Consider the following 21,638-nt stretch of genomic DNA (forward strand, 5'->3'; position numbering starts at 1 on the left):
GGCCGCGCGCGGGCCGCGGGCGCCGGGCTCACGGCGCGAGCGACGTGTCGTAGAGAAACGGGAAGAACCCGGTCGCGTCGAAGCGCAGGCCCTGGACCTTGGCGGATTCGAGCGACACGTTGTCCCGCGTGGTGATGGGCAGCATATAGGCCTTGTCCATCGCGTAGCGCGCGGCTTCCGCGTAGATCAGCTTGCGCTTCGCGATGTTGACCTCGGTCGCGCCCTCGTCGAACAGCCGGTCCAGCGCCGGGTCCTTGGTGAACGAGAAGTTGAAGCCGCCGCCCCCGACGTTGCGCGAGTGCAGGAACGCGGACAGCACGTCGGGATCCGTGCGCGCGCCCGGCAGCGGCGAGAGATTGGACTGGCCCTTGCGCTGATTCTCGTTCACCGTCAGCGCGTCGTAGATGCCGATCTTGACGTCCATCCCGATGCTCCGGAGCTCGGACTGCACGAGCTCCGGGATGCCGTGTTCCCAGGCGTTGAACACGATCACGAGCCGCTGGCCGGCCTTGGTCCGGACACCGTCCGGACCGGCCTTCCAGCCCGCCGCGTCGAGCAGCTCTTTGGCCTTCGCGGGATCGTAATGATAGATCTCGGAGCCCTTGTCGTACCCCCATGTCACCGGGCTCAGCAGCGTGTAGGCGGGGCGGTACGCGCCGTACGACTGGAACGACCCGTAGACTACCCGCGCGATGAGGTCGCGGTTGATGCCCCACTCCATCGCCTGCCGGACCGCGAGGTCGTCCGTCGGCGCCTTTGTCACGTTGATCGCCCAATTGTACGGCGATCCGGGCGCGAGGCCGACGATCGGGCGGAACCGCGAATCGTGCGCCAGCCGCTGGAAGTCCTGCGGCGACACCGCGGTGGTCACCTGCAGCTCGCCGCTCTGCAGCGCGCCCACGCGGGTCGAGGGCTCCGGGATGATGCGGAAGGTCACGCGGTCGAGGTAGGCGGGCCCTTGATGCGTGAACAACGACGGCGCCCAATTGTAGCCGGGGTTGCGCTCCAGCGTCACGTGATCGTTGGGCGCCCACTCGACGAACCGGAACGGTCCGGTCCCGACCGGATTGCGGCCGAAGTCCTGATCGCCGACCTTGCGGACCCCGGCCGGCGAGACCATCCGGTAGAAGAGGCTCGCCGCGTCGAGAAACGGCGCCCACGGCGACTTCAGGTGGATCCGCACCGTCGTCGGGTTCACGACGTCGGCCGACTCGTAGAAGCCGACGGCGCAGCCGCCGCAGCGGGCGCCGAGCGCCGGATTGTGCGTACGGTCGAAGTTGAACTTGACCGCGGCCGCGTCGAACGGCGTACCGTCGTGGAACCGGACGCCCGGGCGCAGCCGGAAGGTGTAGGTCTTGCCGTCCGGTGAGACCGTCCACGACGCCGCCAGCCACGGCTTGATGGTATTGTCCTTCGGATCGCGCACGACGAGCGGATCGAAGATCTGGAAGAACACGATCTGAGCCGGCCGCAGCCCGGACAGATTCGGATCGAGCCGGTCCGGACTTCCGTCGAGCGAGTAGACGAGCGAGCCGCCCCGCTGCGGCGCCGCCGCTGTGAAGCCGAGCTGAGGAAGACCCAAGACCGCCACCAGGACGAGCAGAAGCAAAAGTCGCCGCATCATCTCCCCCTTGTGTCCCCCTGTCTGATCGTGCCGACCGTCCTACCTACCGTTCCTCGTTGGCGTAGCCGTGGTGCGAGGTTTTCCAGGACTCCCATCGGGTCAGATTGTATCTCAAATCTCACAGTCCTGATATTCGCGCCGCGCCGGAGGCTCACATGGCGGTAGAACAGCTTGGTTTTCGAGGATTTCAGACGATCCGTCGTCCGTCGCCGGAACTGATCGGCCGGCTCGCGCGGTTCGCCCCGCCGGACCTCTCCGACGTCATGAATGGATCCTATACGGTCCATCCGGGCATCCACCCCATCTACCCGGTCACGCGCCGAATCGCCGGACCGGCCGTGACCGTGGCCGTGCCCCGCGGGGCCTTCAACGTCATCAAGTTCGGCATGCAGCAGACGCAACCCGGCGACGTCATGGTGGTCAACGCGTGGGGGATCGACGCCTTCGCCGTGTGGGGCGGCAACGTCAGCAAAGGGATGCAGCGCCGCGGGATCGCCGGCGTCGTGATCGACGGCGCGGCGCGCGATCCGGAAGAGGCCGAGGCCGTCGATTTCCCCGTGTTCGCGCGACATCAGGCGACGGCAACGCCCCCGCTCGACGGGCCGGGAGAAGTGAATGTACCGGTCGCGTGCGGCGGCGTGGTGGTCCATCCCGGAGACATCGTCGTCGCGGACACCAACGGCATCGTCGTCATCCCGCCGGCCGCGGCGGACTGGGTGCTGCGGCAGGCCGAAGGCTTGAAGGAGCGCCACGCCCGCGTCCAGCCGGTGCTCGAGCGCGGCGAGGTCACCGCCATCGACGGCATCGTCGACTCGCTGCGGAAACAGGGCTTCGCCATTGACGGTGAGGCACCGGGCTAACCGAGCCGCACCGGCGCTCGCCGCTACCGGCGCGGATACAGCGCGAAGACGATGTCGCCGGGATTCACAGAGACAAATCTGCGGACCGCGGCAACCAACCCTGCGTAGGGAGCGCGCATCTCCGCCACCTGCTCGCCGTGAAGGTTCGTGATCGACGCCAGAACGCTTCCCGCTTCCACGTAGTCACCCAACCGGACGTTGAGCCGCAGCATCCCGCCCACCGGGGCGTGGACGAGTCCCCGGCCGAGCGCCTCGATATTCGGGCTGGGCGTCGCTTCGCCGTCCATGATGCCGAGGTGCCGCAGGAGACGGGTGAGGTGCTCGACGTAAGCGCTGCGGTTCTCCGGAGTGGACATTCCCTGGCCGCCGATCTCCGCCTCGAGCACCGGAATGCCGCGCGCAGCGGCCGCCAGGCCGAGAACGCCCGCCGGCCAGTCTCCTCTGCGAATGCGCGTGAAACCGGCCGCCCCCGCCGCCTCCCAACTCCGCCCGGACACGGCGTCGTCGCCGCCCGGCACCTCCACGTGCGGCACGACCATCCCGGTCGCGTACCAGCTGTGCAACGTGAAGACGAGATCCGCACCGGCCAGGATGTCGCTGACAAGACGGTAGGCCAGCCGTTCCGACGGCGTCCCATCGGATCTACCCGGAAAGGTTCGATTGAGGTCGAGATCGTCCAGCGGGCTGCGCCGTTGGTGGGCCGCAAACGCGGGCGGGTTGGCGACGGGCACCAGCACGACCGAACCGCGGAGCGCGGCCGGGTCGGTCTGCCGGGCAAAGTCCAGCAGCGCCAGCATGCCGTCGGGCTCGTCGCCGTGCACGCCGGCGATGGCCACGAGACGAGGGGTCGGGCGCGATCCGACGATGACCTCCACCGGGACCGTGAGCCACGACCCGCCGGCCAGCGGCGCCACCGCCAGGTCGAACGAATGACGGGACGCCGGCGGCAAACTCGCGACGTCGATCCACTCGGCCAGGCGCGTCGTCATCAGCCGCGGCCGAACCCGGGAGGCCTGCCGACCTCTTGCAGTGCCCGGCTAAACGGTGCGGGGACGGCCTGGGCGCCGCCCCCGCGGCTCATGGAAGCGCGACACCTATCTCCTGGGCGTACGCATTCCCTTCGTCGATGTTGTGCCAGCCCATCTTCCGCGTGCCCGCCTCCAGCTCGTTGATCATCTGGATGACTTTGCGGTTGAGCGGGACCTCCACCCCGTAGCGGTCCGCGACGCACGTCACCAGGAGGTGGTCCGCCTCGCTCTTGCGCCTGCGGTAGGCGATGTCCCAGTGAATGCCGCTCGCCTTTTTTACGTACTGGTAGCCGCCGGGCGGGGTCGTCAATTTGTGGCCGGAGAGGTGCTGGACGAGCCGGTCGTAGGCCGCGAACAGCCGCGCGGTTCCCTCGGGCGTCGTCGGACGGTAGAGCTCCGGATGGAACCACTCGTCTTCGTGCAGCCGGATGCCCGCGGCGTCCGAGACCTTCATCGCCTCGCGCACGGCCGCGCCCGCGAGCCGCTGCACGCGGCGGTCGGCCAGCACCGCCTTCTCGTCGATGAGCGCGGTCGGGACGATCTGCGAATTGTAGACCTGCTTGGTCCACACGCGCCCCACGATGTCGGTCAGCAGCTCGCACTTGTTGGGACCGATGCCGAGGAGACGCGCCGCCTCGCGCACCCTCGGCGTGATGCGCCCGTCGAGCTCGCCCACGTACACCACGCCGGCGTGGACCGCTTCGAGCAATCCGGGGTCGAGGTACGCGCCGCCGTAGTCCGGCAGGGCACCCATGGTGCGCTCGCGCCCGACGGCCTCGGCGATCAGATCTTCGTTCATGCCGTTCTGCAGCGACACGACGCACCCGCCCGGCGCGAGACGCTCCACGATCCCGCGCACGGCGTCCCGAGTCGCCTGCGACTTGCACGCGAGAAACACCAGCCCGTCGAGCGGCTCGTCGAGCTCGGCCGGCGTCGCGGCGCGCTGCGGTCCCACGGCCATCGGCCCGTAGAAGCCGTTGACGCTGATGCCGCGCTCCCGGATCGCGCGGACGTGGTCCGCGTTTTGATCGACGAACAGCACCGGCTCCCCGGCGCGGGCCATGTAGAACCCCGCCAACCCGCCGATGGCGCCGCACCCTACGATCGTGATCTTGGCCATGACCTCCATGACCTCCTTAAGGCTCGAGCACCCACTGCTCCATGTTCCAGCCGTCGCCGTCGTTCGTCGGGTTGCCGACGAGCCCGCGCATCTGGGTCGTCGTGGCCTGCGCCCCGTACAGGTAGTAGATGGGAATCGACGGGAGATCCCGGCCGAGGATCTCCTGGGCCTGCCAGAACAGCTTCTTCGCCGCGGGCTGGTCGATCGTCCGCTCCGCCCGGCGGATCGTGTCCGTGAACTCCTCGCTGGCGTAGAAGTCCTCGTTCAAACCGTTCGGCGGCATCGCGTCCGACGCGTAGAACTGCGAGAGCGAGGGATAGGCCGGCACGATCCAGCGGTGGAACAGCGTGTCGCACTCGCCCTGGAACCGGATCTGCCCGTACACGGTCGGCGAGTAGTTGTGAATCTGCATCCCCAGCCCCACGGCGCGCAACTCCGCCTGGATCACCTGCTGCACCCGGTCCTGCGTCGCGTCGCCGACACTGTTGCAGTTCGTGAACGCGAGCGGTTTGCCGTCCTTGCGCACGATGCCGTCGGTGCCGGGCGCCCACCCCGCTTCCGCGATCAGCTGCTTGGCTTTGGCCGCGTCGTACCGGTACTGCTTGTAGGCGTTCGGGTTATACGCCCACGACAGCGGCGTGACGGGCGGCCCGGCCGGCCGGCCGAGCCCTCCGAGCACGCCGGCCACGATGTCCTGCTTGTTGACCGCGTACGCGACCGCCTGCCGGAGCCGGACGTCCTGGAACAGCGTCCGGTGAAGGTTGAAGTCGAAGTGCATCCAGGCGTTCAGCGGATGCACGACGACTTTGATCCCGGACGCCGACTGCAGCGGCTTGATCTGGTCGAACGGCAGCGCCCAGGCGATCTGCGCCTCGCGGGTGCGCAGCATGTTGATCCGCGTGTTCGAGTCCGACACGAACCGCCAGACGATCTTCTTGATGTGCGGCAGCCCCTTGGCCGCGTCGCGGTAGTTGGGATTCGCCACGGTCGTCAGGTACTGACCGGGCACCCACTCCTGCACGACGTACGGCGCGGTCGTGACCGGCGACCGGTTGTAGGCAGCGTAGGTGTTGATGTCGTGTCCGTCGAGCACGTGCTTGGGCAGCAGGTAGCGGAACAGGTCGCGATAGGCGCCGTACGGCTCCTTGAACCGCGCGACCACGGTGAGCGGATCCGGTGTGTCCACCGCGGCGATCAGCCCCCACCCCGCCCGGCTGTCGACCCGAAACGAGGGATCGATCATCGTCTTGTACGTGAACGCGGCGTCGGCCGAGGTCACCGGTTGGCCGTCGCTCCACTTCAGGCCGGGCTTGAGCCGCCACGTGACGGTCATGGCGTCGGCGGTGAGCTTGACCCCGCCGTTCGTCAGGTTCGGCACCTCGCGGACCAGATGCGGGAGGTACTGCATCTGGTCGTCGGTGGCCTCGAAGCCTTCGACGACGTCCAGCTCCTTCGCCGAGAGCACGTGGGTCGCGTAGGGGTTGAGCGTGTCGGGCTCGATGTAGTAGGCGACCACCATTTGCGAGATCCCGGCGCCGGCCGCCGGCGGCGCCACGGGCCGCGCAACGAGCGCCAGGGCCGGCGCGGCGAAGCACAGCACCGCGAATCGGAGCAGAGGCCGAAGAACATGTCGGTTCATGTGGTGGTCTCCTTTCGCGCTGTGACGGCGGAAGGCGTCCGCCGCCTACTGCTTCGCCCGCACGTCCATCGCATCCCGCAGGCCGTCGCCCAGGCCGTTGACGCTCAACACGCTCAATAGAATGAGCACGCCCGGGAAGATCGAGAGCCACGGCTTGGTCGCCATTGTGGACTGCGCGTTCTGCAGCATGTTGCCCCACGAGGCCGTGGGCGGCTGGATCCCGACGCCGAGGAACGACAGCACCGATTCGGTGATGATCGCGTTGCCCACCGCCAGGCTCGCCGCGACGATCACCGGGGCGAGGCTGTTCGGCAGCGCGTGGCGGAGGATGATGCGCAGGCTGCCGCAGCCCGCCGCCCGGGCCGCCTCGACGTACTCGGTCTCGCGGATCGACAGAAACGCGCTCCGCACGAGACGCGCCGTCCCCATCCAGCCGACGCCGGCGATGATCAGCACGAGGATCTGCGGCGACGGCTTCACCACCGCGGACAGCACGATGATGAGCGGCAGCGGCGGCACCGAGAGCGCGACGTCGGTGAAGCGCATGAGCGCGGCGTCGGCGAGCCGGCCGTAGTATCCGGCCAGCGCGCCGACCGTGGTGCCGGCGGAGGCCGCCACGATCGCGACCGCGATCCCGATCGACAGCGAGACGCGGCCCGCGTACAGCGTGCGGCTGAACTCGTCCCGGCCCAAATCGTCGGTCCCGAACCAGTGGGACGCGGACGGCGCCGCGTCGAGCTGCTTCAAGTCCACCTCGTTGGGCGCGTACCGGGTCAGCAGCGGGGCGGCCGCGGCGGCGAGCGCCAGCACGGCGAGCACGATCCCGCCCGCAAGCGCGAGCCGGTCGCGCGTGAACCGCCGCCACGCGTCGAGCCACAGGCCGGACCGCCGGAACGGCAGGACGGCGGCGCGCACGCTCACCGGTACACGATCCTCGGATCGAGGACGACGTACAGCACGTCCGCGATGAAGTTCGACACCACGATGGCGAACGAGCTCAGCATCAGAATCGCGAGCAGCGTGGGATAGTCCACGCTCGAGATCGACTGGATCAGGAGATTGCCCATGCCCGGCCAGGCGAACACCGTCTCCGTCACGACCGCGCCGGAGACGAGGGCGGCCAGGTCCAGCGCGACGATCGTGACGACGGGGATGAGGCCGTTTCGCAGCGCGTGGCGGTAGACGACGCGCCGCTCCGGCAGCCCTTTCGCGCGGGCGGTGCGGATGTAGTCCTGGCCCAGCACCTCGAGGACGCCGGCGCGCGTGAACCGGCTCCACCGCCCGGCGGTGAACAGCGCGAGCGTCACGCTCGGGAGCACCAGGTGCCGCGCGACATCGCCCCAGCCGCCGCCGCTGCCGAAGCCGGCGACCGGCAGCCAGCCGAAATGAACGGCGATCACGAGCTGCAGCATCAGCCCGAACCAAAAGACCGGCATCGAGATGCCGAGAAACGAGAAGACGGTGATGGCGTAGTCGAACGCGGAGTACTGCCGCACCGCGCTGTAGGCCCCGGCGCTCACCGCGAACGCCAGCGCCAGCACCAGCGCGGTGCCCATCAGCAGCAGCGTGGCCGGCAGGCGCCCCGCGATGAGCCCGGCGACCGGCTGGCCCGAGGAATAGCTGACCCCCCAGTGGCCGGCCGCGTACGCGCCGAACCACCGAATGTACTGCACGTACACCGGCTGATCGAGCCCGAACTGGTGCCGGAGCAGCGCGAGATCGCGGCCGGTGATGAACGGGTTGTTGAGGTAGACGGCGAGCGGGCCGCCGGGAATCGCCTGCAGGAGTCCAAAGAGGATCATCGAGACGCCGGCCAAGAGCGGGACGACGCCGAGCGCGCGGCGCAGCACGAAGGTCGTCATCGCAAACCGGCGTGAATGAGGATGGTACTCAATGCGGGCCTGCGCGCGGGGTCTCCTGCCGCGCCCCGGGGAGGTATTCCGCCGCGTGCGGCAAGAAGTGGCGGAACGCAGCGGCACGAGGAGGCGCGGTCGATGGAGACGGCGGCGACGCTGATCAAGGCGGGACGTTTGATCGACGGCACCGGCGGTCCGGTCCAGCGGGACGTCGCCGTCCTGGTCGAGGGCGGCCGCATCACGCACGTTCGGCCCGCCGCGGCGGCGCCGCCGGCCGGCGACGGGCTCGTGGTGCACGACCATCCGGACTTCACCCTGATGCCTGGGCTTATCGACACCCACGACCACATCGCGCACTTCGGCCACGACTTCCGCCGGCGGTTCAACCTGGCGCCCAGTCTGGCCGTCCTGCAGGTCGCCCGTTGGGCCACCGAGACGCTGCTCGCCGGCATCACCACGTTCCGCGACGCCGCGGGCGCGGACCTCGGCTTGAAGATGGCGATCGACGAGGGATTGCTGGCCGGTCCGCGGATGCTGATCAGCCTCGTGATCATCACGCAGACCGGGGGCCACGGCGACCTGATCCAGCCGTGCGGCCTCACGTCGGACTTTCCGCGGCTGCCGGGCGTGCCCGACGGGATCGCCGACGGCCCCGACGAGTGCCGCAAGAAGGTCCGCGAAATCATCCGGCTGGGAGCCGACTGGATCAAGATCGCCACCACCGGCGGCGTCGGCTCGCCGCGCGGCGGGCCGGCGACGCGGCAGTTCACCCTCGACGAGCTCCGCGCGATGGTGGACGAGGCGCACGCCGCGGGCAAGGGCGTGATGGTGCACGCGCACGGCGGCGACGGACTCAAGATCTGCCTCGAGGCGGGCGTCGATTCGATCGAGCACGCCGCGGTCGCGGACGAGGCGGACATCGAGCGGATGGCGCGCCAGGGCGTGTGGCTCGTCCCGACGCTCAGCGTCACACGCCGGATGAAAGAACGCCTCGACGCCGACCCGCGGGCCCTCCCGGCCTACGTCGCGGCCAAGCTGCCGCTCGTCTTGAAGACGCAGCAGCGCAACTTCCGCCGGGCCCTCGAGGCCGGCGTCAAGATCGCGATGGGGACGGACGCCGGCGCCCTCGGCCACGCGCAGAACGGCCGGGAGCTCCCCTACATGGTCGAGGCGGGGATGACGCCGATGCAGGCGATCGTCGCGAGCACCGGCGCGGCGGCCTCGCTGCTCGGCATGGCGGGCGAACTCGGCACCGTCGAGGCGGGCAAACGGGCGGATCTGATCCTGGTCGACGGCGACCCGCTGGAGGACATCGCCGCCGTCGCGGACCCGGCGCGCATCAAGCTCGTGATGAAGGACGGCACCGTCTACAAATCCCCCGAGCCGGCACCGGCGAAGGTCCTCCGGAGGGCGTAGAATGGCCCGCAAGTGGAACCTCGCGCTGATGAGCTACAAGGAGATCGGCGCGATCCCCAAGGACCGCGCCGTGCTCATGGTGCCGATCGGATGCGTCGAGCAGCACGGTCCGGCCGGGTACACCGGCGCCGACACCGTGCTCGCCGAATATCTCTGCCGGCAGACGGCGGAAGGCCTCGCGGACGTCTACGTCGCGCCGCCGCTGTGGTACGGATACACTCCGTACACCGCATTTCCCGGCACGGTGACGCTGCGCCTCGAGACTCTCGAAGCCCTGGTCCGGGACGTCATCGGAGGATACGCGGCCCACGGCTTCCGCCACATCATCGTCGTGAACAACCACGGTCCGAACGAGGCGGCGATCGAGCCGGTCGCGGCGGAGATGCGCCGGCGGCACGGCATCGTGCTCGGCATCCTGTATCCGTGGCGGCTTGCCGAGTACGTCGGTCGCGGGGTCATCCCGGACGCCGCGAAAGTCTTTGGCCATGGCGGGGAGCCGACGATCTCGGTCATGATGGGGCTCCACCCGGAGGCCGTCGTAAAGGACGGACACGCCGAAACGCGGGGCTACGTGAAGTACGACGGACCGATCGCGGCCACGTCGTACCGCACGGCGGCGTTTCAGGGATTCTCGATCGGCCTGTTCAGCGAGGCCGCGGACGTGCTGCCGAGCGGGGCCAGCGGGGACTGGACCGTGGCGTCCGAGGAGCACGGCCGCGAGATCCTCGACCGTATGGTGACGTACGCGCGGGAGTTCGTGCCGGCGTTTCTGCGCTTGAGTCAGGCGAACCAGGCGGCCGCGGGACGAGACTGACCTCGAGGGGGACGCCGTGGATCTCGGACTGCGCAATCACGTCGCCGTGGTCACCGGCGGCACGCGAGGCATCGGACGGGCGATCTGCCGGTCGCTCGTCGCGGAGGGATGTCACGTCAGCCTGTGCGCCCGCGACCGGCGCGAGATCGACGAGACGGTGGCGGCGCTCAGCGGTCCCAACGCGCGCGTTCGCGGGGACGTCGCCGACGTCACCGTGGAGGGCGACCTCGAGCGGATGACCGAAGCCACGGCGGCCGAGTTTGGCGAGATCCACCACGTGGTCGCGAACGTCGGCGGCATGATCCGCCGGGCGACGCTCGAGGCGACGGCGGAAGACTGGCTGCGTACCTTCGACCTCAACGTCGGCCATTCGATTCGCGCGATCCGCGCGGCCCTGCCGCACATGCGGGCCCGCGAAGAGTGCAGCATCGCCATCATCGCGTCGGTCTCGGGGTCGAAGCCGGGGACCCACGCGCAGTACGGCGCGGCCAAGGCCGCCGAGATCTTTCTCGCCGGGTCGCTGGCGCGCGAACTCGCCTCCCACCGGATCCGCATCAACACGATCAGCCCGGGCTCCATCCTCTTTCCCGGCGGAGGGTGGGACCGGTTCAGCCGGGAACAGGGAGCGCGATTCCAGGCGTTCGTGGAGCGCGAATTCCCGTGGCAGCGGCTCGGCACCGCGGAAGAAGTGGCCGACGTGGTCGCGTTCGTGCTGTCGCCGCGCGCGCGCTGGATCAACGGGACCAACGTGGCGGTCGACGGCGCGCAGAACAATCCAAGCGTGTGAGCCGTGTGTCCCGGATCATGATCGCGTCGAGATCGTAGAGGGGGGACCGCCGTGAAGCGTTCGATCAGCCGTCGCCGTTTTCTCTCCACCGTCGCGCTCGGGGCCGGCGGCGCGATCCTGGCTCCGCAGACCGCGCGCGCGGCCGCGAGACCGGGCGGCACGCTGATCTGCGGCTGGGAGGCCGAACCCGGGGCGTTCGACAACGACATCGACCGCGGCGCGGTCACCCGCACGCTGCTCCACAACATCTACGACCGCCTCGTGGATCGCGACATGACCGTCAAGGCCAACCAGCCGCTGGTGGGCAACCTTGCCACGTCCTGGCAAGTCTCGCCCGACGCGAGGACGTATACGTTCAAGCTGCGGCAGGGCGTGAAGTTTCACGACGGGACGCCGTTCGACGCCGAGGCCGTGAAGTTCAACATCGACCGCGACTCGGATCCGAGCCACAAGTACTACAGCAAAGCCGGCGCCGGCAGCCTGAAGCTGGGGTACGGCGGCCTCGACAGCGTGACGGTCGTCGACAAATACACCCTTCGCATCGTGCACAAGGAGCCGTTTGCCGACTTCCTGCCGGTGCTGGCGTTCGGGACCTATTCGATTGCGAGTCCGGCCGCGATTCAAAGGTACGGCAACGACGACTATCCCAACCATCCGGTGGGCACCGGGCCGTTCAAGTACGCCGGCCGCGAAAAGGGCGTCAAGGTGACCTTCGAGCGCAACCCGGACTATTGGGCGGGGGCGCCGGTCCTCGACAGCTTCATCGTCCACCCTCTGCCCGAAGCGGTCACGCGCGTGACGGCGCTCCAGACCGGCGAAGTCGACTGGATCAACGCGGTCAACCCGGACAGCATGGCCGCGGTCAAGTCCAACGCGAATCTCGTGCTCGACCTGGCGCAGCTCCCGAACACCTGGGGCTACATTCCGAACCACAAGTATCCGCCGACGACCAAGCGCCCGCTGCGCCAGGCGATGAGCTGGGCCATCGACCGCGAGACACTGGCCCGCGACGTGATGAAAGGCCTGGCGTCGCCGGCGAAAGGCACCCACGCCCCGGGCACGCCGGGATACGATCCCAACATCACCGGGTACGGCTACGACCCCGCGAAGGCCCGGCAGCTCCTGGCCGCGGCGGGATTCCCGAATGGCCTGCCGCTCGAGGTCTGGATCCCGGCGGGCGGCGCGGGCTCGCCGTTCGGCATCCAGATGAACGAGTTCATCCAGCAGAATTTCAAGGCGGTCGGGATCAACGCGACGTTTTCGCAGCAAGAGTTCCAGACGTTCCAAAACAACATGGCCAACGGCATCCAGCGCAACGTCAACGCGCTGCAGGTGGGCTTCAGCGTCGACGAGTTCGTCAATCTGCAGCGGATGTTCCGCAGCGACCTCCAGCCGCCCAACGGCAACACGAACCCGGGCTGGTACGGCAACGCCTCGGTCGACAGGCAGTTGAAGAGGGCGCTCGGCACGACCAATGACGCGCAGCGCCGGCAGCTCTACTTCCAGATCGAGCAAACCGTCGTAGACGACGCCGCGTGGGTGTTCGTGGTCAACCAGAAAGCCGCCCGCGCCTGGAACAAGAAAGTCAAAGGGTTCGTGAACCCGAACTCCTACATGTTCACCTTCCGGACGGTGTCGCTCGGCGCCTGAGATGCTTCGGTTCGGCCTCGAGCGGCTGCTGGCCACGATCCCGGTGCTGGTGGGCGTCTCCGTCGTGGTGTTTCTCACGATGAAGCTGATCCCCGGCGACGCCGCGCAGGTGCTGGCCGGGCCGCAGGCCACGGCGGAGCAGGTCGCGCTCATCCGCCAGAGCCTCGGTTTGGACCGGCCGCTCTACGTGCAGTACGCGGCGTGGCTGAGCCGGGCGGTCCGCGGCAATCTCGGACGGTCCATTCAGCTGGAAGCGCCGGTCACCGAGATGGTGGTCGCCCGGCTCCGGAATACGCTGATCCTGGCGATCGCCGCGTCGGTGCTGGCCGTGGCGATCGGCGTGCCGGCCGGCATTCTCTCCGCGACCCACAAATCCTCGATCGTCGACCGCGCGTCGATGGTCGTGGCGCTGTTCGGGAACAGCATGCCGGCCTTCTGGCTGGGCCTGGTGTTCATTCTGGTCTTCTCGCTGCACTTTCGCCTGTTCCCGTCGAACGGCATGTACTCGCTGCGGGGGCCGGCCGGGCTGCCGGATCTGCTCTGGCATCTCACCCTCCCCGCGCTCACGCTCGCCGGCGTGCCCGCGGCGGTCCTCGCCCGGCTCACCCGATCAAATCTGCTCGAGACGCTCGCGGACGACTACGTGCGGACGGCGCGCGCGAAAGGGTTGCGGGAGCCGCGCGTCGTGGCGCGCCACGCGCTGGGCAACGCCCTCCTCCCGGTCGTGACGCTCATGGGCATCCAAATCGGATACCTGCTCGGCGGCTCGATCCTGGTCGAAACCGTGTTCTCGTGGCCGGGGCTGGGGCTGCAGCTCTACGATGCGATCGGCGCGCGCGACCTGCCGCTCGTGCAGGGCGGGGTGCTGCTCGTCGCCACGATGTTTGTGCTGATCAATCTCTGCGTCGACATCTGCTACGGCGTGCTCGATCCGCGAATCCGGTACGGTACGTGAGCGAGAGCGGGAGCATCGCCGCCAGGCCGGCCCTGCTGGGCGCCGATGGGCCGCGCCGCGACAGCCGGGGGTTCAGCGCGCTCGTGTGGCGCCGGCTGCGGCGGGAGCCGATGCTGGCGGCCGCGCTCGCGGTGATCGTCGCGGTGATCCTCACGGCCGTACTGGCGCCGCAGCTCGCGCCCTACGATCCGACGCGCGTGGCGCCCCGGATTCGCCTCGCTCCGCCGGGAACGGCCGGTCACGCGCTGGGGACGGACGAGCTGGGCCGCGACGTGCTCAGCCGGTTAATGTGGGGCAGCCGGATCTCGCTGATCGTCGGTATCGTGCCGGTCGTGCTCTCGGCGCTGGGCGGCACGGCGGTGGGATTGGTCGCTGGCTACTACGGCCGCCTGGACCAGATCATCACGCGGTCGCTCGACGTGTTGTTTGCGTTCCCCGCGATCTTGCTCGCCCTGGCGATCGTCGCGACGCTCGGGCCGTCGATTTACAATGCGATGCTCGCCATCACCGTCGTCGCGATCCCCAGCTTCGCGCGGTTGGTGCGGTCGCTCGTGCTCGGCCTGCGGCAGCGGCCGTTCGTGGAAGCGGCGCAGTCCTTGGGCGCGGGCACCCGCCGGATTCTCTGGCGGCACATCCTTCCAAACACCGTGTCGTCGGTGATCGTCTACGGCACGTTCGAGACCGGCAAAACGATCGTGTTCGCCGCCGCGCTGAGCTTTCTCGGGCTGGGCGTTCAACCGCCCACGCCCGAATGGGGAGCGATGCTGAGCGAAGGGCGGACGGCACTCGCCGGCGCCTGGCACGTCGCGACGATCCCGGGCGTTGCGATCTTCCTCGTAAGTCTCTGTTTCAATATTCTCGGCGACGGCCTGCGCGATGCGCTCGACCCCCGCCAGATTTTGTGAGCAGACCAACCGCGCGGCGGTGAGGGTTCAGACTCCCCGAGAGCCGTCGCCCTCCGCCCACCGCCGCCAGACTTGCTGAAACGCGGCGACGATCCGCGGGTCGAACTGGGTGCCGGCAAGGCCCTCGATCTGCGCCGCCGCCTCCGCCGACTCCTGCGCCGACCGGTAGGGGCGATCGGCCGTGAGCGCCCCAAACGTGTCGGCGACGGCAATGATGCGGGCGGCGATCGGAATGGCCTCGCCGGCGAGATGGCCCGGGTACCCGCCTCCGTCCCATCGTTCGTGGTGATGGCGAACCGCGACCTTGACCGCCTCGGGGATCGGCACGGGCGACAGGATGTGGTAGCCGACCAGCGCGTGGCGCCGCATGTCCGCGCGCTCCTCCCACGTCAGCGGGCCGGGCTTGTCGAGGATGTGGTCGGCGATGCCGATCTTCCCCACATCGTGCAGGAAGGCCGCGATCCGCACGTTGGCGACGCCGGTCTCGTCCAACCCCGCCGCCTCCGCGATGGCCCCGGCGAGATCGGCCACCTGATGGGAGTGGGTCGCCGTGGCGGCGTCCCGCGCATTGACGGCGGAGACGAGCGATTGTACGGCCCCCGCGAACGCGCCGCGCAGCGTGACCTCCTGCCGCTCCAGATCGCGCGACGCCCGGCGGACGATCGTAAACAACGCCACGTACAGGACGAGCAGACCGGTAATCCCGTTCGCCCAAACGGACCAGCGCAGCCGGTTCAGGGCGGCGTTGAGATCGGTCAGGTCCGACACGATATCGTACACGCCTACGGGGCGATGCGCGCCGTCCGGGACGATCGGCACGAACACCTCCATCGCACGCTGGACTTTTTGCCCCGGCCCCGCGGAAAGCGCGAGGATCTGCGACCGGGTTTGCCCGGCCAGGGCCGCCTCGGCAGGCGGGGGCAATGGAAATGTGCGGCCGATCATCTCGGGCGCGCTGCTGTAGAGGATCCGGCCGTGCGTGTTCCACACCGTGACCCGGAGGATGCCGGCCCTGCCGATCAGGCCGCGAGCGGCGAACTCAAACTCGACCCTGCGCGCCGGAGGCGGCTGGAGGAAATCGGCCGTGACCAAACGCGGCGCGAGGAACTCGGACACGTAGACCGCCGCGCTGTGCGCGTGCTGGTCGAGCGCGTACTGTTCCATAAGATGTATGGCGATCGTCCCGAACAGCCCGCCGACGGCGAGCGTCGTGAGCAGGCTCACCAGCGTGAAACGCTGGAGCAGGGTGATCCGATACGCCCGCGTGGATCCCCTCGGCTCCAGGCGTTCGATCGTCCGCTGAACCGATGCGACGAACGCCCGCCCTGAGGGCAGGGGCGTCCCTTCAGGACCGCTCACACCGGCCATGCCTGCTCGGGCACCACGATCGGCCTTCAGTCGTCGTCGCGCGGAGGCTTTGGGCCGGAAGATGGCCCCTCGGTGCTGTCTCCCATTTCGGCGGCCTCCACGGCGCCGCCGCCCGCCTCCAGCTCGGCCTTGCTCGCTTCCCATTCGGCGAGCAGGTCCTCCTCGTCGGCGAAGGCGCGCGCGGAGACGGTGTTTCGGCGGTGGTCGCGCCTCACGATGACGCCGGATGCCGCGCCGAGCGCGGCCCGGTCCTCCGCTTCGATCTCCCCTTGCACGACGGCGGCGTTCGCCTCGATCTGCTCCCTGAGGCGCCGCACGATCTCCGCGCCGTCTCGCAGCAACCCGGCCCAGAGATCCCCCTGGGAATCGGTCGCCCAATCATCGGCGTCTTCCTCGGCTATCGCATAGAGCAGATGAGGGAGCGGCGGGGCCAGTTCGTGACTCGTGTCCATTCTCAGCCCCCGTTAAAGTCCTTCAGTCGATCGTCCGTCGCGACCAGGACGAAGTACGCGCAGTTGCACAACTCCGGCCTGTCCACGCGGGGGGCGGTGCATCGCGCCGCCACGACACCGGCCTGCCCGATCTGATTGTTGTGGCACTTGTCGCACACGTACGTCCCCGTTACGGGCCACGGTAATCCCGCCTTCGCGCGAATCCTGCCCGGCACAAGCATCACCTGCTTTCTTCTGCATTGTACACGCGCGTTCGATGCTGTGCCGGTCGCATCGAGAACTTGCTCACAAACTCCGGGTTGACGGGTGTCTATCGAGGCGTTGTAGGGGGCATGAGACCCACCGGCATGAAACCGCGCACCCGCCTGCACGCGCTGGCAATGCTCTGCTGCGCCGCGATGTTCGGCCTGCCCCTGCCGGTGGACGCCGGCCGGCCGATTCCCCTTCCGTGTGCGGCCGATTTGCTGTTTGTCAGCGACAACCCTGAGGCGGTGCGCGGGACGCGGGGACTGCTCTACGCCGAAACGGAAACCGCCACGTGCGTGAGGCTGCTGTACCATCACGAGAATGCGCGGTCCGATTCTCCGATGGCCATCCAGGTCTGGGCGCGTGACGACGACGATGTTCCGGCGCACCTGGCGCTGACGTTGGGGGCCGGCGGTCCCGCTCCCAACCCGATGAGCGTGGGACACCGCGCCATTCTCCGGTTCTGGCAGGCCGTCCTGTCCGGCGCCGCGACGTCACTGGAGATCGCGCCGCATCAGTGGAAGCCGCTCGTCCAGACGGTGCTGCAGCCCCACGACGTGATCAGCGGCCTCGCGCAGCTTCAGATCATGACCGGCCGGCTCACCATCGTGGTCCTCGCGTACCTCCCGGGCACCTCGGAGGCGGACATCGCCCCCGCGAGCTTTTTCACGCGCGTCGGCACGCACCCGTTCGGCGTCTTCAAATCGCCCTTCATAGAGGAACACCTCGAGGCGCGGTTGGATCAGCCGCGCGGTCTCCTGCTTGCCGGCGCCGGCTATCTCAGCAGCCCGACGCAGGGCTTCATGCTGAAAGGCAACTACGGGGTCGTGTATCATCTCCGCGTCGAGTGCGTCAATCCCTCCGGCCGTCCCATGCTGTTGACCGTCAAATTCTCTCCCTTTCACGGACCGGCGGCCGGCATCCTGATCGTCAACGGGACGCTGGTTGACATCCCGCCGCTCGGCCGTGACGCCGTGCGGGAGATCGGCCGGTTTCAAATCCCTCCCGGCCGTTGGCCGTTGGACATCTGGACGGTGCCTGAGGGTGCGTCCGCCTATCCGGTGCAGCTGGAGTTTGTACCCGGCGGGTAGGAGCGGGCGCACGAAACGCCCGCAGTGGATCGTCGTATCGAGAATCAGTATGAGCCATGACGCAGGACGGCCTCTATCGCAGGGACAGGCGCGCCCGGTCACCGTCCGGTTCGAGCACGGCATCGAACTCCCGCAACAGCTCGGACAGCAGGCGAAACACGCGGCGGGCGCCGTCGCCTGTCGCGAGCTCCGGGAATCCGTTCGCGTCGAGGATGACCGGCACGATCGTGACGTCGAAGCCATCCGGACCTACTCCCAGCTGCACGATCACGGATTCCGGCGCCATGAACGACCGCGGATCTTCGAACAGGAAGTTGCCCGCGCTGTAGAAGATCGGTTTCCGCCGGTACACCTCGATCGGATGCAGGCAGTGCGAGTGGTGGCCGAAGATGACGTCCGCGCCGGCGTCAACGAGCGCGTGCCCAAGCGGCCGCTGGTACTCCGCGAGATGTCCGAGCGAGGGAGACAGCCATTTCTCCGGCACGCCCCAGTGAACGGCGACGACCACGGTCTGTTCTCCCGCGCGCAGCGCGGCGACGCGGTCGCACACCACCTTTTGATCTGCCGGCGACGTCCACGTGTGCACGATCGGCACCGTGCCGGGCTGCTCGACCATGAGATTGATGTCGAGCTCGAACGAATACGTCACGTCGATCGGCGCGATGCCAGGCTTGCCGGGTCTGGCCGAGGATTCGACCGGCAGCGTGCAGGCGACGCTCAGCACGGCCACGGACGCGCCGCCCGCGCGGACGTTGACCGGCGCGAGGGCGCTTTCCAGATCCGGCCCGGCGCCGCAGCACGCGATCCCGGCGCCACGACAGGCCTCGAGGGTGTCCAGCAGCGCCTCCGGACCGTAATCGTACATGTGGTTGTTCGCAAGCGTGACCACGTCCATGCCCATCGCCCGTACGTCCTTGATCACTTCGGGGTCCGAGCGCAGGTTAGACCATTTTGGAACGCGGTGGCCGCGACGCGACAGCGGCATTTCCAGGTTCGCGATCACCACGTCGCTCTCGCGCATCGCCGCGATCGCGCGGTGGAATCCCGGCGTCGTGCCGCGGCCGCTCTCCGCGAACGGCCGGCGGATCATCACGTCGCCGACAAAGCTGACGGTTCCCCGGGCTGCCGGGCTCATCCGACGCCTCCCATCCGCTCTCGTCTGGCCTATGCGTGCTCCCGAGCAGGCGTTGGCCGTGCTCGAACCGTAGAGGCGACAATGATGTTAACTGAGCAACAGCGGGCCTTCCTGCAGCCGCCGCGGCTCGCGCACGTCGCGACCGTCGGGCCGGCCGGCGCGCCCCACGTCGTGCCCCACTGGTATGCGCTGGAGGGCGATGTCTTCTACTTCACGACCGTGACGACGAGGCGGACGGCGCGCTACCTCGCGCGCGATCCCCGCGCGGCCTTCGTCGTCGACGACGCCACGTTCGAAGGACGGCAAGGGATCGAGATCGACCTGACCGTGGAGTTCATTCCCGGCGAGGCGGAACGCGTGGCGTCGGCGCTCGCGCTGCGGTACCTGGGTCCGGTCGGGGGCCCGCCGTACGCGAAGGGGATGATGGCCGACGCGGGGCGGAGCGCCTTTCGGGCCGTCCCGCGACGGATCCGCAGCTGGGGGCTGTAGCCGCCGCTACGCGGCGGGGACCAGGCGGCCCAAGACCTCGTCGGCGAAGAGCCGCATCGGCGTAAGCGGTCCGCCGTCGTCGACCGGCCACAGCCGCAGCGCGAAGTGCGTGATACCCGCCGCGGCCAGCCCGCGCAGCTTGGCGAGACATTCGGGGGGCGTGCCGGACACGGTAAACGCGTCCACGACCCCGTCGGGGATGAGCGCGAGCACGTCGTCCGGCAGTTTCCAATGATCACCGTATCGCACCGGGCCCATCGCCGCTTCCAGCGCGGCCGGCAGCGAGACACCGAAGGTCGGCAGAACGTCCCGGCTGGACAAGAGGATGCCGAACACGACCAGGCGCGCGCGGCGCCAGACGCGCCGGGCATCCGCGCCGATCACGGTGTGGGTCCACGCCGCGAGCGTGACGTCGCTGCGCGTCCGGCCGGCCCGCGCGAGTCCCTTGTCCACGAACGCCATCGCGCGCTCGACCATCGCGGGTGCGGCCAGCCCGCCCAGCAAGACGCCGTCGGCCACCTCGCCGGCCGCCTCGAGCACGCGCGGGCCCCGGCCCGCGACGTAGATCGGCGGCACCGGTACGGGACCGAAGTCCATCCGGCCGTGGAACCGGAAGGGCGCGTCGACCGCCGCACTGTCACCGGCAAGCAGCGTGCGGAGCAGGCGGGCGGTCGCTTTGATCGCCTCGGCCGGGCGCCGCGGGGCGATGCCCATCGCGCCGAAGCCGCTGATGCCGGCGCCGAGCCCGACCACGAGACGGCCGTGCGCCGCTTCCTGCAGCGTCGCCATGCACGTGGCGGTGATCGCGGGATGCCGCACGAACGGGTCGGTGACGCACGGCCCGAGGCGCACCGTCCGGGTGCTTCGCGCCACGGCGGCGAGCGTGACCGTCACGTCCCGGAAGAACCGCTCGTCCGGCACCCACACGGTCGAGAACCCCCGCGCCTCGGCCTCCGCGGCGGCGTCGGCGAGCGCGCGCGCCGGCACCTCGGGGAGCAGCCCCACCCCGACGCTGAGCGGCGGAGCGGTCATCGGACGATCAACTCGCGCGGCGCGTTGGACAGGAGATCGCAGCCGCTCTCCGTCACGACGACGTTGTCTTCGTTCCGAAAGGCGCCGATGGTGAAGTCGTAGATGCCCGGCTCCACCGCCAGCACCATGCCGGGCCGCAGGGGGACCTTCACGCCCGGGCCGATCGACGGCTCTTCGTGCACCTCCATGCCGAGGCTGTGGCCGGTCCGGTGCAGCATGTACTCCCGGTAGCCGCGGCGCACGATCGCCTCCTCGGCGACCCGGTCGACGTCCTCGCACGTCACGCCCGGCCGCACGGCGCGGACGGCCTCCCAGAAGATCTCCAGGCTGGCCTCGTAGAACTGCCGCTGGCGGTCGTTCACTTCACCGATGAAATAGCCGCGCGTGAGATCGCCGTGGTACCCGTTGTAGACCGCGCCGCAGTCGAACGTGACCATCTCCCCCGGCCGCAGGGCCCGGGACGTCGCCGGCGCGTTGAGCATCGCGTACCGCTGGGGGCCGGAGGCGATGCTGAGCGACCGCACCGTGTCGGCCCCCTCGCGCATCATCGTCGTCCCCATCACCACCTGCAGCTCTCGCTCTGTGACGCCTTCCCGCACCGTCTCCAGCGCGGCGACGATGCCGGCGTCGGTGATGCGGCAGGCCTCGCGCATGTACGCGACTTCCTGCGGGGACTTGACCACGCGCAGGTCCCACATCAGCGGGGCGCAGTCGAGCCACGTCGCGCCGGGCAGCAGGCGCTGCAGCTGTCCGTACTGCTCCAGCGTCATGCCGACGCGCTGCCCCCGCGACTGCTCGACGCCGATCCGTCCCGCCGAGACGCGCTTCTCGTCCGCGGCGATCTTGATCAGCTCGAGCGGATCGCGCGCCACGGAGCCCATCCCCGTGCCCCACCCGCGCACGTCGGCGATCCAGCCGGTGCCCTCCCCCTGCCACACCTCGAGGTTGGGCAGCAGCAGCACCGGGTCCGACTCCAGCGGGATGAGCGCCGTGAAGGGCCGGAAGGTGCTGGAGAACAGGTTCGTGCGGTAGCCCGTCAGGTACGTCAGGTTGCGCGGCGCGGTGACGAGGAGCGCGTCCATGCCGGCGGCCGACATCAAGGTGCGCGCGCGGTGCAGCCGCCCTTCGTACTCGGCCTTCGTAAACAGATCGTCCATGTGCCCCTCCGCGA

The 21,638-nt window shown here is 69.1% G+C and carries 21 protein-coding genes; 9 read left to right on the forward strand and 12 right to left on the reverse strand.

From position 1 onward, the window contains the following. Positions 1-28: 28 nt before the first annotated feature. Positions 29-1,624: an ABC transporter substrate-binding protein gene (locus tag VKT83_09775; GenBank protein ID HLY22740.1), complete on the reverse strand. Its 1,596-nt coding sequence runs from the start codon at positions 1,622-1,624 to the stop codon at positions 29-31. A gap of 155 nt (positions 1,625-1,779) precedes the next feature. Between VKT83_09775 and VKT83_09780 the strand changes: the two genes are divergently transcribed. Further along, positions 1,780-2,484 (forward strand): RraA family protein, encoded by a 705-nt coding sequence (locus tag VKT83_09780; protein HLY22741.1) that lies wholly within the window; start codon positions 1,780-1,782, stop codon positions 2,482-2,484. A 23-nt stretch (positions 2,485-2,507) separates the two neighbouring features. Here the strand turns inward: VKT83_09780 and VKT83_09785 are convergent, their stop codons facing one another. The 5 genes from VKT83_09785 to VKT83_09805 form a co-directional block, all read right to left on the reverse strand. Continuing rightward, positions 2,508-3,473 carry a succinylglutamate desuccinylase/aspartoacylase family protein gene (locus VKT83_09785; GenBank protein HLY22742.1) on the reverse strand — a complete coding sequence of 322 codons (966 nt, stop codon included), beginning with the start codon at positions 3,471-3,473 and terminating at the stop codon, positions 2,508-2,510. Between the two features lie 88 nt (positions 3,474-3,561). Next, positions 3,562-4,632 carry a 2-dehydropantoate 2-reductase N-terminal domain-containing protein gene (locus VKT83_09790; protein ID HLY22743.1) on the reverse strand — a complete coding sequence of 357 codons (1,071 nt, stop codon included), beginning with the start codon at positions 4,630-4,632 and terminating at the stop codon, positions 3,562-3,564. A gap of 16 nt (positions 4,633-4,648) precedes the next feature. Then, on the reverse strand, positions 4,649-6,271 hold the full coding sequence (locus tag VKT83_09795; protein HLY22744.1) for a peptide ABC transporter substrate-binding protein: 1,623 nt from the start codon (positions 6,269-6,271) through the stop codon (positions 4,649-4,651). A gap of 45 nt (positions 6,272-6,316) precedes the next feature. Beyond that, entirely contained in the window at positions 6,317-7,192 is an 876-nt protein-coding gene (locus VKT83_09800; protein HLY22745.1) for an ABC transporter permease, read from the reverse strand. Next, on the reverse strand, positions 7,189-8,133 hold the full coding sequence (locus VKT83_09805) for an ABC transporter permease (GenBank protein HLY22746.1): 945 nt from the start codon (positions 8,131-8,133) through the stop codon (positions 7,189-7,191). Before VKT83_09805 ends, VKT83_09800 begins: the two co-directional genes overlap by 4 nt. A 132-nt stretch (positions 8,134-8,265) precedes the next feature. On the opposite strand from VKT83_09805, the gene VKT83_09810 reads away from it, so the two are divergent. From VKT83_09810 to VKT83_09835, 6 genes are read left to right on the forward strand one after another with little or no spacing between them, the layout of a single operon-like run. Then, the gene (locus VKT83_09810; protein ID HLY22747.1) at positions 8,266-9,543 is read left to right on the forward strand and encodes an amidohydrolase family protein; all 1,278 of its coding nucleotides are present in this window, start codon (positions 8,266-8,268) and stop codon (positions 9,541-9,543) included. 1 nt (position 9,544) lies between these two features. Then, a complete protein-coding gene (locus tag VKT83_09815) occupies positions 9,545-10,357 on the forward strand; it encodes a creatininase family protein (protein HLY22748.1) in 813 nt (270 codons plus the stop codon). A 16-nt stretch (positions 10,358-10,373) separates the two neighbouring features. Beyond that, the gene (locus VKT83_09820; protein HLY22749.1) at positions 10,374-11,144 is read left to right on the forward strand and encodes an SDR family oxidoreductase; all 771 of its coding nucleotides are present in this window, start codon (positions 10,374-10,376) and stop codon (positions 11,142-11,144) included. A gap of 51 nt (positions 11,145-11,195) precedes the next feature. Beyond that, positions 11,196-12,794, forward strand: coding sequence for an ABC transporter substrate-binding protein (locus VKT83_09825; GenBank protein HLY22750.1), 1,599 nt, complete (start codon positions 11,196-11,198; stop codon positions 12,792-12,794). Between the two features lies 1 nt (position 12,795). Next, on the forward strand, positions 12,796-13,749 hold the full coding sequence (locus tag VKT83_09830; GenBank protein ID HLY22751.1) for an ABC transporter permease: 954 nt from the start codon (positions 12,796-12,798) through the stop codon (positions 13,747-13,749). Continuing rightward, positions 13,746-14,654, forward strand: a complete 909-nt coding sequence (locus VKT83_09835; GenBank protein HLY22752.1) for an ABC transporter permease — start codon at positions 13,746-13,748, stop codon at positions 14,652-14,654. Before VKT83_09830 ends, VKT83_09835 begins: the two co-directional genes overlap by 4 nt. A 27-nt stretch (positions 14,655-14,681) precedes the next feature. On the opposite strand, the gene VKT83_09840 is transcribed toward VKT83_09835, so the two are convergent. The 3 genes from VKT83_09840 to VKT83_09850 are packed head-to-tail and all read right to left on the reverse strand — an operon-like array spanning position 14,682 to position 16,698. After that, a complete protein-coding gene (locus tag VKT83_09840; protein HLY22753.1) occupies positions 14,682-16,013 on the reverse strand; it encodes an HD domain-containing phosphohydrolase in 1,332 nt (443 codons plus the stop codon). 35 nt (positions 16,014-16,048) lie between these two features. Next, positions 16,049-16,474 (reverse strand): hypothetical protein, encoded by a 426-nt coding sequence (locus VKT83_09845; protein HLY22754.1) that lies wholly within the window; start codon positions 16,472-16,474, stop codon positions 16,049-16,051. A 2-nt stretch (positions 16,475-16,476) separates the two neighbouring features. Continuing rightward, positions 16,477-16,698, reverse strand: a complete 222-nt coding sequence (locus VKT83_09850; protein HLY22755.1) for a hypothetical protein — start codon at positions 16,696-16,698, stop codon at positions 16,477-16,479. Positions 16,699-16,821: 123 nt separating this feature from the next. Between VKT83_09850 and VKT83_09855 the strand changes: the two genes are divergently transcribed. Continuing rightward, complete coding sequence (locus VKT83_09855) at positions 16,822-17,811, forward strand: hypothetical protein (GenBank protein HLY22756.1); 990 nt, start codon at positions 16,822-16,824, stop codon at positions 17,809-17,811. A 73-nt stretch (positions 17,812-17,884) separates the two neighbouring features. On the opposite strand, the gene VKT83_09860 is transcribed toward VKT83_09855, so the two are convergent. Then, positions 17,885-18,946, reverse strand: a complete 1,062-nt coding sequence (locus VKT83_09860; GenBank protein ID HLY22757.1) for a CapA family protein — start codon at positions 18,944-18,946, stop codon at positions 17,885-17,887. Between the two features lie 81 nt (positions 18,947-19,027). Here VKT83_09860 and VKT83_09865 point away from each other — a divergent pair, with 81 nt between their 5' ends. Then, entirely contained in the window at positions 19,028-19,435 is a 408-nt protein-coding gene (locus tag VKT83_09865) for a pyridoxamine 5'-phosphate oxidase family protein (GenBank protein HLY22758.1), read from the forward strand. Positions 19,436-19,441: 6 nt separating this feature from the next. On the opposite strand, the gene VKT83_09870 is transcribed toward VKT83_09865, so the two are convergent. After that, entirely contained in the window at positions 19,442-20,467 is a 1,026-nt protein-coding gene (locus VKT83_09870; GenBank protein ID HLY22759.1) for an LLM class flavin-dependent oxidoreductase, read from the reverse strand. Then, positions 20,464-21,624: a Xaa-Pro peptidase family protein gene (locus tag VKT83_09875; GenBank protein ID HLY22760.1), complete on the reverse strand. Its 1,161-nt coding sequence runs from the start codon at positions 21,622-21,624 to the stop codon at positions 20,464-20,466. Before VKT83_09875 ends, VKT83_09870 begins: the two co-directional genes overlap by 4 nt. Between the last annotated feature and the right edge of the window lie 14 nt (positions 21,625-21,638).

The organism is bacterium (assembly GCA_035308905.1).
Taxonomy (GTDB): Bacteria; Sysuimicrobiota; Sysuimicrobiia; order Sysuimicrobiales; family Segetimicrobiaceae; genus DASSJF01.